We start from the raw sequence: 15,284 nt of genomic DNA, 5'->3' as shown, positions 1-15,284 counted from the left end.
ACACAATGTTTGAAGATACAACAAAACGATTCATACGTGAACAGCAGTTAATTGAAAAGGGAGATTGCATTGTAGTGGCTGTGTCAGGGGGACCCGATTCCTTAGCGCTTCTCCATTTTCTTGATGCGAATAAGGATGAACTGGGAGTAAAGGTGGAAGCTGCCCATCTTGATCATATGTTCAGGGGGGACGAGTCCTTTCAGGAACTTTTGTTCGTCAGGGAGTTCTGCAACCGTCGTTTCATCCCTTTTCACGGAGGAAGAGTGGATGTTTCAAAGGAAATCGAGGGTTCAAACGGAAGCATGCAAGATAAGGCACGCAAGATCCGTTATGGATTCTTAAAAGATGTCATGGATGAAGTATCTGCTACCAAACTGGCTCTCGGTCACCACGGGGATGATCAGGTGGAAACCATCCTGATGAAACTGACAAGGGGAACATCCGGTGCGGGCAGGGCTGGAATACCTGTAAAGCGGCCATTCGCCGGGGGGGAGATCATCCGTCCGTTCCTCTCCGCGACAAAAGAGGACATCGAGATGTATTGTGAAGCACATAATCTTAATCCAAGAAGAGATCCAAGCAATCAAAAGGAAAATTATACGAGGAACCGGTTTAGAAAGAGGATCCTTCCGTTCTTGAAACAGGAAAACCCCCATGTGCATCTTCAATTCCAGCGATTTAGTGAAGAACTGACAGAAGATGAGGCATATTTAGAGGAATTAACAAGGCAAAAGTTGAATAAGGTATGGAATAACAGCGGGGATTACTCTACTTTACATATCGATGGTTTTCTTGCAATGGCTCAGCCTTTACAAAGAAGAGGGATTAATCTAATATTAAACTATCTTTACAAACTAAGACCATCTTCCTTATCGTCTATACATATTTACGATGTATTGGGTATTTTAAAAGGAAAATCGCCGAATGCCAGCTTAGATTTACCAAAGGGGCTAAAGGTAACGCGTGCGTATCATACATGCTATTTTCACTTTGGTGAACTAGCCGTAACAGACGGTCCATATTGTTATGAACTGAAGGTTGACAACAGGCTTGACATCCATGGTGGATATCAGTTCCTGCTCTATTCTTCCCCGCCCGTTCTGGACCCGGCCGGTGACGCGATCTATCTTGATCCAAGCACCGTGTCCCTTCCTCTTTACGTGCGTACGAGAAGGAGTGGGGATCGAATGAAAGTGAAGGGGATGGAAGGCTCCAAGAGGCTAAAAACCCTCTTCATCAATCATAAAGTCCCTGCACATCTTCGTGAGGGATGGCCGATAGTAGTGGATGCAGAAAACCATATACTTTGGGTTCCGGGAATGAAGAAGTCCATTTACGATTTGGGAGAAGAGCAAGAGAATGGTTTAGTACTACAATTTACAAGCAATCATCTTCTAGGAGGCAGTTGAACATTGTTAAACCAAGATATTGAGAAAGTGTTAATTTCAGAAGAAGAACTTCAAGAAAAGATTAAAGCGTTGGGTGCACAATTAACAGAGGAATATCAAGACCGCTTTCCTTTGGCGATAGGTGTGTTAAAGGGTGCAATGCCATTCATGGCCGACCTTTGCAAGCGTATGGATACACATATGGAAATGGATTTCATGGATGTATCCAGCTACGGGAACTCTACTGTCTCTTCAGGAGAAGTAAAGATTGTGAAAGATTTAGACACGAAAGTGGAAGGCCGTGATATCCTCATCATTGAAGATATCATCGACAGCGGTTTAACATTAAGCTATCTGGTGGAACTGTTCCGCTATCGTAAAGCGAAGTCCATCAGCATTGTGACGCTGCTTGACAAACCGACTGGTCGTAAAGCAGACATCAAAGCAGACTACGTAGGCTTTATCGTTCCTGACGAATTCGTGGTCGGATATGGTCTTGATTACGCTGAAAGATATCGTAATCTGCCGTATATCGGTGTTTTAAAACCAAGAGTGTATACAACAGGAGAATAAGTATATTCTAAAGAGGAATCTTGTAAGTGCAATTTGTTGTAATGCCATGATTTTCTATGATACTATTTTACTTAGTTTGTTTACCCGTGGGAGGAGGTAAGGGATGAACCGGATCTTTCGAAACACCATATTCTATTTACTGGTCTTTTTAGTGATCATAGGTGTGGTGAGTTATTTCAGCAACAACAACGAGCCAACCAAAAATATCGAGTACAGTACATTTATTAATAACCTTGAAGACGGAGACGTTTCTTCTTTTTCAATTCAACCCGGCAGAGGTGTTTATGAAGTAAAAGGACAGATGGAAGGGGCTAAAGAAGGAGAGTACTTCTTGACCTATGTCCTTACCACAGATGGAAAGCTGATGGATAAGATCAATGCGGCGGCATCAGAGCAAGGCATTGATGTGGAAGTATTGCAGGCCAAGGAAACAAGCGGCTGGGTATCTTTCTTCACAACCATCATTCCGTTTGTCATCATCTTCATTCTGTTCTTCTTCTTACTTAACCAGGCTCAAGGCGGCGGAAGCCGTGTCATGAACTTTGGTAAGAGTAAGGCTAAGCTTTACAGTGAAGAGAAGAAGAAAGTCCGCTTTAAAGATGTAGCGGGAGCCGACGAGGAAAAGCAAGAGCTTGTAGAGGTAGTGGAATTCTTAAAGGATCCACGCAAGTTCTCTGAAGTGGGTGCCCGTATTCCGAAGGGTGTCCTTCTTGTGGGACCTCCAGGTACAGGTAAAACCCTACTTGCGCGAGCAGTCGCTGGAGAAGCGGGAGTTCCTTTCTTCTCAATCAGTGGTTCCGACTTCGTTGAAATGTTTGTCGGTGTCGGTGCTTCTCGTGTACGTGACTTATTTGAAAACGCGAAGAAGAATGCACCATGTATCATCTTCATTGATGAGATTGATGCAGTCGGTCGTCAGCGTGGAGCAGGATTAGGCGGAGGTCACGATGAGCGTGAACAAACCCTGAACCAGTTACTTGTTGAAATGGACGGTTTCGGCGCAAACGAAGGAATCATCATCGTCGCTGCAACGAACCGACCTGACATTCTGGATCCGGCATTATTGCGTCCAGGACGTTTCGACCGTCAAATCACAGTAGATCGTCCAGACCTAAAAGGCCGTGAAGCTGTTCTTAAAGTACATTCTCATAATAAACCGCTTGATGATTCAGTGGATCTAAAAGCGATTGCCATGAGAACACCAGGCTTCTCCGGAGCCGATTTGGAAAACCTTCTGAACGAAGCGGCACTTGTTGCGGCTCGTGAGGACAAAAAGAAAATTGATATGCGTGATATCGACGAAGCAACCGACCGCGTCATTGCAGGTCCAGCTAAGAAGAGCAAAGTCATATCTGAAAAAGAACGTAAAATTGTGGCATTCCACGAAGCGGGTCACACCGTGATTGGATTAGTCCTTGATGAAGCAGACATGGTGCATAAGGTGACCATCGTTCCTCGTGGCCAAGCAGGCGGCTATGCCGTTATGCTGCCTAAAGAAGATCGTTACTTTATGACGAAGCCTGAGCTTCTTGATAAGATTACTGGCTTACTCGGTGGTCGTGTGGCAGAGGAAATCATCTTCGGAGATGTTTCCACCGGTGCACACAATGACTTCCAACGTGCAACTGGAATTGCCCGTAAAATGGTCACTGAATACGGTATGAGTGAAAAACTCGGACCGCTTCAGTTCGGCCAATCCCAAGGCGGTCAAGTATTCTTGGGACGTGACATCAATAGTGAGCAAAACTATTCAGATGCCATCGCGTATGAAATTGACTTAGAAATGCAGCGTCTAATCAAAGAGAGCTATGAGAGAGCGAAGCGAATTCTTACCGAAAATCGTGACAAGCTTGAGCTCATCGCCAAGACATTGTTAGATGTTGAAACGTTGGATGCCGCACAGATCAAGTCTTTAATGGATCACGGCAAACTGCCGGAACGCACATATGAATCCGACCAGGACAACAGTGACGTGAAGGTAAATATCCAAAAGAAAAATGAAGAAAACGTAATCGAAGAAGAAACGGCTTCAAAAGAAGAAGATTCTAACTCAGATCGCACGTAATGTTGAAGGATGCATCCAGCTATGGGTGCATCCTTTTTGTTTTGGATATTTTTTCACAAGGTCTTGTCATCACCTGAATCTACTCAGTTCTCCTCATAATTCAAAAGGTCTAATTATTTTTGAAATTGTTAAAATTGGTTGATTGGAGCGGAAGGTGCTCGACTCCTGCGGGAAAAGCGGGACAGGTGAGACCCCGAAGGCGTAGCCGAGGAAGCTCACCGCCCAATTAACCACTACTCGCTTTTTGAGTGAAAGGTCCATTGGTTTCCGTTAGGAGGGTGTTAAGCCCTATGAGTTTATGTAGGGCTTTATCCAAGCTGGTTGCGCTATTATACCTATTTAAAATAAATTATGGTATGATGTTGGCAGTGTGAAAACAATTGGCTTAGTAGGTGAGAATATTGATTTTTGTAATGGATGTAGGGAATACCAATATCGTGTTTGGTGTATATGAAAATGACCATTTAAAATATCATTGGAGAGCTGAAACGAATCGACATAAAACGGAAGATGAGTTCGGGATGCTTGTAAAGAATCTGTTTGAGCATGTTGACCTGACGTTTGAAGAGATTGACGGGATTATTATTTCATCCGTTGTTCCTCCAATCATGTTTAGTTTGGAACGTATGTGTGAGAAATATTTTCATATTACTCCTCTGGTCGTGGGTCCAGGGATCAAGACCGGTTTAAATATTATGTATGAAAACCCAAGGGAAGTCGGGGCGGACCGGATCGTCAATGCTGTCGCCGGCATTCATGAATATGGCGGTCCTCTCATCATCGTTGACTTTGGAACAGCCACAACGTATTGCTATATCAATGAAGAACGACAATATATGGGCGGAGCGATCGCCCCGGGAATAGGCATATCAACGGAAGCCTTATACTCGAAGGCGGCCAAACTGCCAAGGATTGAAATCGCACGTCCTGAGCAGATCATCGGAAAGAATACCGTTACAGCCATGCAGGCGGGTATCCTTTATGGGTACGTCGGACAAGTCGAAGGTATCGTTCAAAGAATGAAAGCACAAAGTAAGAAAGAACCAACGGTCATTGCAACAGGAGGATTAGCGACGCTGATCTCAAAGGAATCCAACAGCATCGATGTCGTAGATCCATTCCTTACATTAAAAGGGTTGAAATTAATCTACAAGAGAAATATGAGCTGAGAAGAAAGGAGCTTCAACCATGAGCGATTACTTAGTGAAAGCATTAGCCTATGACGGGCAGGTACGTGCTTATGCGGTAAAAAGCACGGATACAGTAGGAGAGGCGCAAAGAAGACATGATACATGGCCAACGGCATCAGCAGCGCTGGGCCGAAGCATCAGTGCCGGAGTGATGATGGGGGCTATGCTGAAAGGTGACAACAAATTAACGATAAAGGTAGAAGGTGGCGGCCCGATTGGTGCCATCCTTGTGGATAGTAATGCCAAAGGGCAAGTGAGAGGTTACGTAACCAATCCCCATGTGCATTTCGATCTGAACGAGCACGGAAAGCTGGATGTTGCACGTGCGGTTGGCACAACCGGAACATTATCGATTGTAAAGGATATCGGCATGAGGGATCATTTCTCAGGTCAGGTTCCAATCGTTTCAGGAGAACTTGGAGAGGACTTCACGTATTATTTCGTCACATCGGAACAAGTGCCTTCTTCTGTGGGAGTGGGAGTACTGGTGAACCCTGATAATACCATCCTTGCAGCAGGTGGATTCATCCTGCAGCTTATGCCTGGAACAGACGATGAAACGATTACGAAGATTGAAGAGCGTTTGGCTAAGATCCCTCCAATCTCGAAATTGATCGAGAAAGGACTTACACCTGAAGAGGTATTGGAAGAGGTGCTAGGAGAAGGGGAAGTCAAAGTACTGGAAACAATGCCGGTGGAATTCAAGTGCAAATGCAGCAAAGATCGCTTTTCAAATGCCATCATCAGCTTAGGCGAGCAGGAAATCCAGGAAATGATTGATGAAGATGGAAGTGCGGAAGCAAGCTGTCACTTCTGTAATGAAGTGTATGTGTTTTCAAAAGGGGAATTAGAAGAACTGAAATCAAGCGCAGAGTAATAAATCACGTCCAGGGAGAATGGGAGAAATGAGAATTAAACGATCTGTACTCATGGGTATTATCGGGGTGCTCCTTGTCACCAACCTGATCACACTTGTGTGGAACTGGTCTTCAGGTAAAGTCGGGACCCCGGAAGTCGTGGCTTCGGTTGGCGGAGAGTCCGTAACCCGGGAGGATTGGTTGTATTCACTTGAACAGCAGCATGGTAAAGAAGAGCTAAGGACTATGATCAATCAAAAAGTGGTTGACCAGTTAGCGGAGAAATATGATATTGATGTGTCGAATAAAGAAGTAGAGCAGGAATATTATCTAATCCAATCCGTATACAATGCGTATGACGAAGAGAACTTCGAGGATGAAGAGACGTTAAAGAAGCAAATTCGATCTGAGTTATTATTAGAAGAGCTTATTACGAAGGATGTTCAAATTCCTGAAAAAGAGTTGGAGAAATTCTACACTCAAAATGAGGACCAATATTCCATTCCTAAAATGTACAAGCTGAAACAGCTGAAGGTCGCTGATCGTACGGAAGCAGACCAGGTTCTTGATGAGCTGGATGCCGGGTCAAACTTTGAAGCTTTGGCCATTGAGCGCTCGATTGATGAGGAAAGCGCTCATTTAGGAGGAGACATAGGATATGTTCCACTTGATGGGGATATTCTTTCAGACGATGCGAAAGGTGAAGTGAAACCTCTGTCACAAGGTGAATGGACATCGCCGGTTCAAGAGGAAGAGGGGTATGTCATCTATTATGTAGACGATATCCTGAAGGAAAGGCATTTTTCTTTAAAAGACGTTAAATCACAGATTCGCAGACAGATTGCGTTGGAACAGGTTGAAACGCCGCTGAAACCCGAATCATTTTGGGATGAACTGAAAGTCGATTGGTTTTACGGGAAGCATGAATGAAAAGGGGGAGCTGACGTACAATTGGTCAGCTCCTTTTACATAGTTCTTTCCATTTCATCGAAACATAGGATAAGTGTCATACGCATATAAATGTAGGTGAGTGAAGAGAGTAGGAGACCAGCGGCTTGAGTTAAATGGGAGCTTTAGGGAAGGGAAAGCAATATCGTTGACAAATTTATTGAATATTGTTACATTTTATTAAAACCAACAAATTTACTTGGAATTAGGAGTGATGAACGGTGAGGATAGCCAATTCAATTTCAGAATTAATAGGTCAAACTCCAGTGGTGAAGCTTAATCGATTAGTAGATGAAAACAGTGCGGATGTTTATTTGAAATTAGAATATATGAATCCGGGCAGTTCTGTAAAGGATCGCATCGCCCTTGCGATGATCGAAGCAGGCGAAGAGGCAGGAACGATTAAACCGGGAGATACGATTGTGGAACCGACGAGCGGTAACACGGGAATCGGCTTGGCCATGGTCGCTGCGGCTAAAGGGTACCGCTCGTTGCTCGTCATGCCGGACACAATGAGCATGGAACGACGAAACCTGCTGCGCGCATATGGTGCAGAACTGGTGTTGACGCCAGGTGCTGAAGGAATGGGAGGAGCCATCCGTAAAGCAGAAGAGTTAGCGAAAGAGAAAGGCTACTTTATGCCGCAACAATTTAAAAACGAGGCCAACCCTAAAGTCCACCGGGAAACAACGGGTCCAGAAATCGTAGAGCAAATGGGCAATCAACTGGATGCCTTCATTGCGGGGATCGGTACAGGCGGAACGATTACTGGAGTGGGTGAAGTCTTGAAGAAGCATTACCCATCCGTTGAACTATACGCCGTCGAGCCATCGGATTCCCCGGTATTGTCAGGAGGAAAGCCTGGTCCTCACAAAATTCAGGGAATCGGTGCGGGATTCATTCCGGATATTTTAAACACGGAATTATACGACCATATCATACAGGTCGATAAAGATTCAGCCTTTGATTATGCAAGAAGAGCGGCCAAGGAAGAAGGAATCCTGGGCGGTATTTCCTCCGGGGCAGCCATCTTTGCAGCCCTTGAAGTGGCGAAGAAGTTAGGGAAGGGTAAAAAAGTGCTCGCCATCATCCCAAGTAACGGAGAACGCTATTTAAGCACACCCCTTTATCAGTTTGACGAAGAATAAGAATGCGATTTACGGATCCTGAAACATTTCAGGATCCGTTTTTTTATGTTGAGCCCTCAAGAATTTCAATTTTTTAACGATGAAACCAAGCGTAAGTTCATGTATCATGAAGGGAGATAAAGATTAGGAGTGTGAGGGGCCAGTGCAGCACCTATATTTTCACAAAAACCATTCAACTAAAGAGCAATTTTTTGCAGCTTATGAACAGCTTAGTCACCAAGAGACACATCATGTTTTGCTAGAAAGTGGACGGAGTGGACGATATAGTGTTGCCGGACTACGACCTGACGTCATATTACAAAGTGTGCCGGAAGGGTTACGAATGCAAGGCTCGTCCCGAGTAGAAATAATAAATGGAGATCCGTTGATTGAGCTCGAGAAATGGATGGAACCCCTTCGAATGGAAAGGAGGGGGGATCTCCCCGATTTTCAGGGCGGTGTGATCGGGTTCATAAGCTACGATTATGCAAGAAAGATTGAAAAACTCCCTTCTTTGGGGCGTGATGACCTGGAAATACCGGACCTTTACTTTTATTATTTGAATGAATGGGCGGTCTTCGATCATGAGGAGCATTGTCTGTGGACAATGCTTCTGTCTGATGAAGGAAAGGAATTCGCTGAGACGAGGCTTTCGCAGTGGACGGGTTCTTGGATGGATGCCCTCTCATCTATGGAGGGGACTGGGAAACCTCCTGTTCATCACCAACGGGCTGAAATGGAAGTCTCGATGGAAGAGGAAGAATTCTCAGAGGCAGTGAAGAAGATTCAGTCTTATATCTCAGAGGGGGATGTCTTTCAAGTCAATCTATCCGTCAGGCAGTCTCAGCAGTTGAAGGTAGAGCCTTATGTGGTCTATCAAAAGCTTCGGGAATTAAATCCGTCGCCTTATATGAGTTATATTCACAGTCCTGATTTTCAAATTGTATCCGGATCACCGGAGCTTCTTGTAAAGAAAAAAGGAACGGAAGTAAGCACAAGGCCGATTGCCGGTACACGCTCCCGGGGCAAGGACGCTGACGAGGATGAGAGACTAGCCTTTGAGCTGATCAACAATGAAAAAGAAAGAGCCGAGCATGTCATGCTTGTAGACCTGGAACGCAATGATCTGGGCAGAGTGTGCCAATACGGGACGGTAGAAGTGAATGAGTTCATGGTGATCGAAAAGTATTCCCACGTCATGCATATCGTGTCCAATGTAAGGGGAATTCTGGACGAAACCAAAACGGGAGCCGACTTGATCCGGTCTGTTTTCCCCGGGGGAACGATCACGGGCGCGCCTAAAGTAAGGACGATGGAAATCATCGAAGAGCTCGAACCCCTCAGACGAGGGATTTATACTGGCTCCATAGGCTGGATCGGTGTGAACGGTGATATGGAATTGAACATCGTCATCAGGACGATGTTCGTGAAAAACGGAAAAGGTCATATCCAGGCTGGAGCGGGGGTCGTGATCGATTCCAATCCGGCGTATGAATACAAAGAATCTCTAAAAAAAGCAAAGGCACTGTGGGTAGCAAAGGCGATGGCCGAAGGAGAAAATCTATGATCCTTATGATTGATAACTATGATTCATTCACTTATAATCTCGTGCAATTTCTAGGGGAGCTTGGTGAAGAGCTGATCGTCAAACGAAACGATGAGATCACCCTTGATGAAATCGAAGCTTTATCCCCTGATTATCTGATGATTTCACCAGGGCCTTGCAGCCCGAACGAAGCGGGTATCAGTCTGGAGGCTATCCGGACATTTGCCGGGAAGATTCCGATCTTCGGAGTTTGTCTCGGTCACCAGTCGATTGCCCAGGTGTTTGGAGGGGACGTTGTACGTGCTGAACGGTTCATGCACGGTAAGGTCTCCCCGATATTACATGATGGCAAGACGATCTTTGAAGAAATGCCGGAGAGGTTCAATGCAACGAGATATCATTCCCTTATCGTAAAACGGGAAACCCTGCCAGAATGCTTCGATATTTCAGCCCAAACGGCACAAGGGGAAATCATGGGGATCCGGCATAAGTACCTGCCCATCGAGGGAGTGCAATTTCATCCCGAATCCATTATGACGGAGCAAGGGAAACGATTGCTACTGAATTTCCTGAATGCATATAAAAAAGTCGGGTTGGTCTAATCCATGTATATATATTTAAACGGAGACATCGTTCATGTATCAGAAGCAGTCATTTCTCCTTTTGATCACGGGTATCTGTACGGGATGGGGGTATTTGAGACGTTTCGTACGTATGACGGCCATCCATTTTTGCTAAGGGATCACTTGATGAGGCTTTCTGCCGGCATGAAGGAAATGAATATTGAGGCGGACCTGGATGAGGAGAAGATCAGGCATATCATCACGGACCTGTTAAATAAGAACGGACTCAAGGATGCTTACTGCCGTTTAAATGTTTCTGGCGGCCCAGGGGAGATCGGGTTAAAGACCAGCCCTTATGAGGATGCAACCGTCATCTTGTTTCAAAAGACCTTACCTCATTCAGAGCCGTTAAAAGAAAAAGAAGGGGAGTTCTTAAATATCAGGCGAAACACTCCTGAAACGTCAGAACGCCTGAAATCCCACCATTACCTGAACAATATGGCGGCTAAAAGGGAGATCGGGGCATCAATGGATAAAGAAGGGATCTTTTTGACGGGAGACGGACATCTTTGTGAGGGTATCACCTCCAACCTCTTCTGGGTAAAGGATGGAGAATTATGTACCCCATCGGTGGAAACCGGACTACTAAATGGCATTACCCGTCAGTTCATACTTGCTCTTTCCGGCTTTTTGAATATGCCAGTAAGGGTGGGGATGTATGCAGAAGTAGACATACTTAAAGCGGATGAAATATTTTTCACAAATTCCGTTCAAGAAATCATCCCGGTTAACAAGCTGGGTTCTACGCACTTTCCGGGGGCAAACGGAAAGTATGTCGGGTTCTTTCATGAACAGTACGAAAAATACAAACGACACTTGAATTCAATTGAGGAATTAAGAAAGGGGGAATGATGAAATGAAGTGCGGTAAATATGAACTCGATTTTTCCTCCAAGACCTTTATCATGGGGATTTTAAATATCACTCCCGATTCGTTTTCAGACGGCGGATCCTTCAATGAGCCAGGACGGGCTGTGAATCGTGCGAGAGAGATGGTGGCAATGGGTGCTGACATCATCGATATAGGAGGGGAGTCGACCCGTCCGGGGCACAAGTTCATACCTGCTGAAGAAGAAATATCCCGGGTCGTACCGATCATAGAGGCAATCAGTCAAGAAGTGAACGTCCCGATCTCCATCGACACCTATAAAGCTGAGACGGCACGAAAAGCCCTTGAAGCGGGGGCAAGCATCATAAACGATGTGTGGGGTGCGAAAAAAGACCCTCAAATGGGACAAGTCGCTGCTGAAACAGGTGCCCCCATCATCCTCATGCACAACCGGGACAACCAGGATTACAGCCACTTTATCCGCGATGCCATACAAGACCTTCAAGAAAGCATCTTTCTGGTAAAAGAAGCGGGTGTGAGAGACGACCAAATCATCCTGGATCCTGGTATTGGCTTCGCCAAAACAGTACAATTGAACATAGAGATGATGAGAAACCTGGATGTCCTTGTTTCACTGGGATATCCTGTGCTCTTGGGAACGTCACGAAAGTCTATCATCGGTCATGTGCTGGATCTGCCGGTGGAGGAACGAATGGAAGGCACCGGAGCAACGGTATGTTACGGAATTCAAAAAGGTTGTCAAATCGTGAGGATCCATGATGTGAAAGAAATGGCACGCATGGCGAAAATGATGGACGCATTAGTAGGGAAGGAGAAAAAGAATGGATAAGATTCTATTGAATGAGATGGAGTTTTACGGCTATCATGGTGTATTTCAGGAAGAAAACAAACTTGGACAACGTTTTCGTGTTAGTGTAGAGTTGCATTTAGATTTAAGGAAGTCCGGCCAAAGCGATCAGCTTGAGGATTCCGTCAACTATGCGGAGATCTACTCCATCACCAAATCTGTTGTGGAGGGAGAACCCAGGAATTTAGTCGAAGCGGTGGCTGAAGACATCTCTTCCCGAATCCTTGAAACATTCAAAGTCGTAAAGAGTTGTAAAATTACACTAATCAAGCCTGATCCGCCCATTCCTGGTCATTACCAATCGGTGGCAGTGGAGATTAATAGGAGTCGATAGGATGAATACTGCATATATTTCCCTTGGTTCCAATATGGGGGACCGTCAGAGTTATTTAGAAAAAGCCATAAACATCTTACGCAGTCATGGTAAGATAGAAGTAACGAAACGATCCTCTATGTATGAAACAGACCCCGTAGGATTTACAGAACAAGATCAATTTTTAAATATGGTCATCGAAATTCGTACCAGTTTAAGTCCAGAAACTCTATTACATCAGTGCTTGCAGGTGGAAATCGACCTTGGAAGAGAAAGGGAGTTCAAATGGGGTCCGAGAATCATAGACCTTGATATTCTACTCTATAATCACTTAATGATTGAATCAGAGCATCTTCTCGTTCCTCATCCAAGGATGCAAGAAAGAGCATTCGTCTTGATTCCGTTATTAGAGGTGGCTCCGCGTATCGAGCACCCCTCTTATAATGCCCCGTTCGTTGAATTTCTGGACGAAATACCTGACAGAGAAGGAGTTCGGTTATGGAAACAGATAAATGGGGAAGGCGCATTCGTGCATTCAGAAAGCTAAAGGGCTATACTCAGGAAGGTTTGGCTAAGGAATTGGATATTTCCGTTTCAGTCCTTGGAGAAGTAGAAAGAGGGAGCCGGATACCGAAAGAGGATTTCTTAGTGAATGTAGCAGAGGTGTTGAACATACCACTGCATGATCTTATCCCAAAGGAAGAAACTGAGCGCAGCGAGTGAATCGACATAATCAAGTAATATACAGAAATAGATATGGGGGTAAGAGCTTTGCCGCAGACAGTAAAGCCAATGGAATGCCGGTTGATTCACCTGTATATCTTTTTATGTTATCCTAGAAAAGGCTTGAACCAATTCGTGACACTGTCACCAGGTTGGATCGGCCTTTTTTGGATTTTTCAATTCATTTTCCAACCCCTGATCCTTGGTTTCTGAAATAACTCATACTTTAGGGGTGTTACAAACATAGATATTGTGTAAAATAGTATGGTATATAATCGTATTAGTCTAGTAAAGCAAGCAGATAGAATAGGAGTGAAACATATGAGTCACGAAGAAATCAATGACCAGCTTCGAGTCAGACGCGAAAAAATGGAGGCCATCCGTGAAAAAGGACAGGATCCATTCGGTAAACGTTATGATCGTACACACAGTTCATCCGAGATCAAATCTCAATTCGATGGATTTTCTAAAGAAGAATTAGAAGAGAAAGATATTAACGTAACCATCGCAGGTCGCATCATGACCAAACGCGGAAAAGGAAAAGCAGGATTTGCACATTTACAGGACCTGGCTGGACAAGTCCAAATCTATGTCCGTAAAGATGCAATCGGCGAAGAGGCCTATGAGTTGTTCAACACTGCAGACCTTGGGGATATCGTCGGGATTACGGGTACGGTATTCAAAACGAAGGTAGGAGAACTTTCTGTTAAAGCGAAAGAGTTCCACCTATTGACGAAAGCACTTCGCCCGCTACCTGAAAAGTTCCATGGTTTAAAAGACGTAGAACAACGCTATCGTCAACGCTACCTGGACCTTATTACAAGCCAGGAGAGCAAGGAAACATTCATCGCCAGGAGCCGTATCATCCAATCCATGAGAAGATACTTGGATAACAATGGCTACCTAGAAGTGGAAACACCAATGATGCATGCCATCGCAGGAGGGGCATCTGCCCGTCCATTCAATACACATCACAACGCTCTTGATATGCCGTTATTCATGCGTATCGCAATCGAGCTACACTTAAAGCGCCTGATTGTGGGTGGACTTGAAAAAGTATACGAAATCGGACGAGTATTCCGTAATGAAGGTGTGTCTACAAGACATAACCCTGAGTTTACGATGATCGAGCTTTACGAAGCCTATGCAGATTACCGTGATATCATGGCACTTACTGAAAATCTTGTAGCTCATATTGCGAAAGATGTATTCGGTTCTACCACGGTTCGGTACGGAGATAGTGAAATTAATCTTGAGCCGGAATGGACACGCCTGCATATGGTGGATGCGGTTAAAGAGCACACAGGTGTAGACTTCTGGAAAGAAATGTCCGATGAAGACGCACGTGCCCTTGCAAAAGAACACGGCATCGAAATTAAAGACAATATGCAATACGGCCATGTGGTCAATGAATTCTTCGAACAAAAAGTGGAAGATAAGCTGATCCAGCCTACCTTCATCTACGGGCACCCAGTGGAAATTTCTCCACTTGCGAAGAAAAACGATGAAGACCCACGCTTCACGGACCGCTTTGAACTATTCATCGTAGGTCGTGAACATGCCAATGCTTTTACTGAGTTAAATGATCCGATCGATCAAAGAGAACGTTTCGAGGCACAGTTGAAAGAAAGAGAAGAAGGAAACGACGAAGCCCACATGATGGATAATGACTTCATCGAGGCATTGGAATACGGAATGCCGCCAACGGGTGGACTGGGAATCGGTATCGACAGACTGGTAATGCTGTTAACGAATTCTCCATCCATCCGCGACGTATTACTATTCCCATTAATGCGTCACCGTGACTAATAAGATTTGTAAGACAGCCGGGCACTAGCCCCCGGCTTTTTTTTTTTTTTTTTTGAATGACAATAAGAAGCATGATAGTTACTGGAATAGGACACTCATTAGGAATAAAGACTCTCTTTCTATTCGTCGGCATTACGGTAAAGTGAATGAAAACAGTGCTAATTGACGGATATTGATCAATGGGCAAAAAAGAATCAATAAAACTCTTGCGCACGTGTATTGATGGTGGTATAGTATTATCTGTTGCCGCAAAACGCGACAAACAACACGATAAACTTTTTGAAAAAAGTTATTGACTTGAACGAGTTAATAATGTAATATTTAAAGGGTCGCTTCAAACGAAGCGCTGCATTGAACCTTGAAAACTGAACAAAACAAGACAATACGTCAACGTTAATTCTAGATTTATTTTTAAAGAGCTATTCA

General features: G+C 44.6%; 15 protein-coding genes. All 15 read left to right on the top strand.

Annotation, left to right across the window (positions count from 1 at the left end; translation table 11 throughout):
* Positions 1-5: 5 nt before the first annotated feature.
* The 15 genes from tilS (at position 6) to lysS (ending at position 14,858) form a co-directional block, all read left to right on the top strand.
* A complete protein-coding gene (tilS, locus tag JI667_RS19510) occupies positions 6-1,409 on the top strand; it encodes a tRNA lysidine(34) synthetase TilS (RefSeq protein ID WP_244668401.1) in 1,404 nt (467 codons plus the stop codon).
* A gap of 3 nt (positions 1,410-1,412) precedes the next feature.
* Positions 1,413-1,961, top strand: a complete 549-nt coding sequence (gene hpt, locus JI667_RS22830) for a hypoxanthine phosphoribosyltransferase (RefSeq protein WP_034762998.1) — start codon at positions 1,413-1,415, stop codon at positions 1,959-1,961.
* Between the two features lie 103 nt (positions 1,962-2,064).
* On the top strand, positions 2,065-4,026 hold the full coding sequence (ftsH, locus tag JI667_RS19505) for an ATP-dependent zinc metalloprotease FtsH (protein WP_206857971.1): 1,962 nt from the start codon (positions 2,065-2,067) through the stop codon (positions 4,024-4,026).
* Positions 4,027-4,427: 401 nt separating this feature from the next.
* Complete coding sequence (locus JI667_RS19500) at positions 4,428-5,195, top strand: type III pantothenate kinase (protein ID WP_206857969.1); 768 nt, start codon at positions 4,428-4,430, stop codon at positions 5,193-5,195.
* A gap of 19 nt (positions 5,196-5,214) precedes the next feature.
* On the top strand, positions 5,215-6,093 hold the full coding sequence (hslO, locus tag JI667_RS19495; RefSeq protein WP_206857967.1) for an Hsp33 family molecular chaperone HslO: 879 nt from the start codon (positions 5,215-5,217) through the stop codon (positions 6,091-6,093).
* A 28-nt stretch (positions 6,094-6,121) separates the two neighbouring features.
* Entirely contained in the window at positions 6,122-7,003 is an 882-nt protein-coding gene (locus JI667_RS19490; RefSeq protein WP_206857965.1) for a peptidyl-prolyl cis-trans isomerase, read from the top strand.
* Positions 7,004-7,242: 239 nt separating this feature from the next.
* A complete protein-coding gene (gene cysK, locus JI667_RS19485) occupies positions 7,243-8,169 on the top strand; it encodes a cysteine synthase A (protein ID WP_206857963.1) in 927 nt (308 codons plus the stop codon).
* A gap of 142 nt (positions 8,170-8,311) precedes the next feature.
* Positions 8,312-9,715, top strand: a complete 1,404-nt coding sequence (gene pabB, locus JI667_RS19480; RefSeq protein ID WP_206857961.1) for an aminodeoxychorismate synthase, component I — start codon at positions 8,312-8,314, stop codon at positions 9,713-9,715.
* Positions 9,712-10,296 (top strand): aminodeoxychorismate/anthranilate synthase component II, encoded by a 585-nt coding sequence (gene pabA / locus JI667_RS19475; RefSeq protein ID WP_206857959.1) that lies wholly within the window; start codon positions 9,712-9,714, stop codon positions 10,294-10,296. The genes pabB and pabA overlap by 4 nt, the downstream gene beginning before the upstream one ends.
* A gap of 3 nt (positions 10,297-10,299) precedes the next feature.
* Positions 10,300-11,169 carry an aminodeoxychorismate lyase gene (pabC, locus tag JI667_RS19470; protein WP_206857957.1) on the top strand — a complete coding sequence of 290 codons (870 nt, stop codon included), beginning with the start codon at positions 10,300-10,302 and terminating at the stop codon, positions 11,167-11,169.
* Between the two features lie 4 nt (positions 11,170-11,173).
* Positions 11,174-11,995, top strand: coding sequence for a dihydropteroate synthase (gene folP, locus JI667_RS19465; protein ID WP_206857956.1), 822 nt, complete (start codon positions 11,174-11,176; stop codon positions 11,993-11,995).
* Complete coding sequence (gene folB / locus JI667_RS19460) at positions 11,988-12,347, top strand: dihydroneopterin aldolase (RefSeq protein ID WP_206857955.1); 360 nt, start codon at positions 11,988-11,990, stop codon at positions 12,345-12,347. The genes folP and folB overlap by 8 nt, the downstream gene beginning before the upstream one ends.
* Position 12,348: 1 nt before the next feature.
* Positions 12,349-12,873, top strand: a complete 525-nt coding sequence (gene folK / locus JI667_RS19455; RefSeq protein ID WP_206857954.1) for a 2-amino-4-hydroxy-6-hydroxymethyldihydropteridine diphosphokinase — start codon at positions 12,349-12,351, stop codon at positions 12,871-12,873.
* Complete coding sequence (locus JI667_RS19450; RefSeq protein WP_206857953.1) at positions 12,825-13,049, top strand: helix-turn-helix domain-containing protein; 225 nt, start codon at positions 12,825-12,827, stop codon at positions 13,047-13,049. The genes folK and JI667_RS19450 overlap by 49 nt, the downstream gene beginning before the upstream one ends.
* 321 nt (positions 13,050-13,370) lie before the next feature.
* Entirely contained in the window at positions 13,371-14,858 is a 1,488-nt protein-coding gene (gene lysS, locus JI667_RS19445; protein WP_206857952.1) for a lysine--tRNA ligase, read from the top strand.
* Positions 14,859-15,284 lie beyond the last annotated feature (426 nt).

The organism is Bacillus sp. NTK074B, from assembly GCF_017303375.1.
In the GTDB taxonomy this organism is placed as follows: domain Bacteria; phylum Bacillota; class Bacilli; order Bacillales; family Bacillaceae_B; genus Rossellomorea.
The sequence above is the reverse complement of the archived record's forward strand: the minus strand, read 5'-3'. Positions and strand labels throughout refer to the sequence as shown.

Coding starts and splice junctions, on each gene's coding strand:
- tilS (WP_244668401.1), top strand. CDS start 6: ATGTTTGAAGATACAACAAAACGATTCATACGTGAACAGCAGTTAATT.
- ftsH (WP_206857971.1), top strand. CDS start 2,065: ATGAACCGGATCTTTCGAAACACCATATTCTATTTACTGGTCTTTTTA.
- hslO (WP_206857967.1), top strand. CDS start 5,215: ATGAGCGATTACTTAGTGAAAGCATTAGCCTATGACGGGCAGGTACGT.
- JI667_RS19490 (WP_206857965.1), top strand. CDS start 6,122: ATGAGAATTAAACGATCTGTACTCATGGGTATTATCGGGGTGCTCCTT.
- pabA (WP_206857959.1), top strand. CDS start 9,712: ATGATCCTTATGATTGATAACTATGATTCATTCACTTATAATCTCGTG.
- pabC (WP_206857957.1), top strand. CDS start 10,300: ATGTATATATATTTAAACGGAGACATCGTTCATGTATCAGAAGCAGTC.
- folP (WP_206857956.1), top strand. CDS start 11,174: ATGAAGTGCGGTAAATATGAACTCGATTTTTCCTCCAAGACCTTTATC.
- folB (WP_206857955.1), top strand. CDS start 11,988: ATGGATAAGATTCTATTGAATGAGATGGAGTTTTACGGCTATCATGGT.
- folK (WP_206857954.1), top strand. CDS start 12,349: ATGAATACTGCATATATTTCCCTTGGTTCCAATATGGGGGACCGTCAG.
- JI667_RS19450 (WP_206857953.1), top strand. CDS start 12,825: ATGGAAACAGATAAATGGGGAAGGCGCATTCGTGCATTCAGAAAGCTA.
- lysS (WP_206857952.1), top strand. CDS start 13,371: ATGAGTCACGAAGAAATCAATGACCAGCTTCGAGTCAGACGCGAAAAA.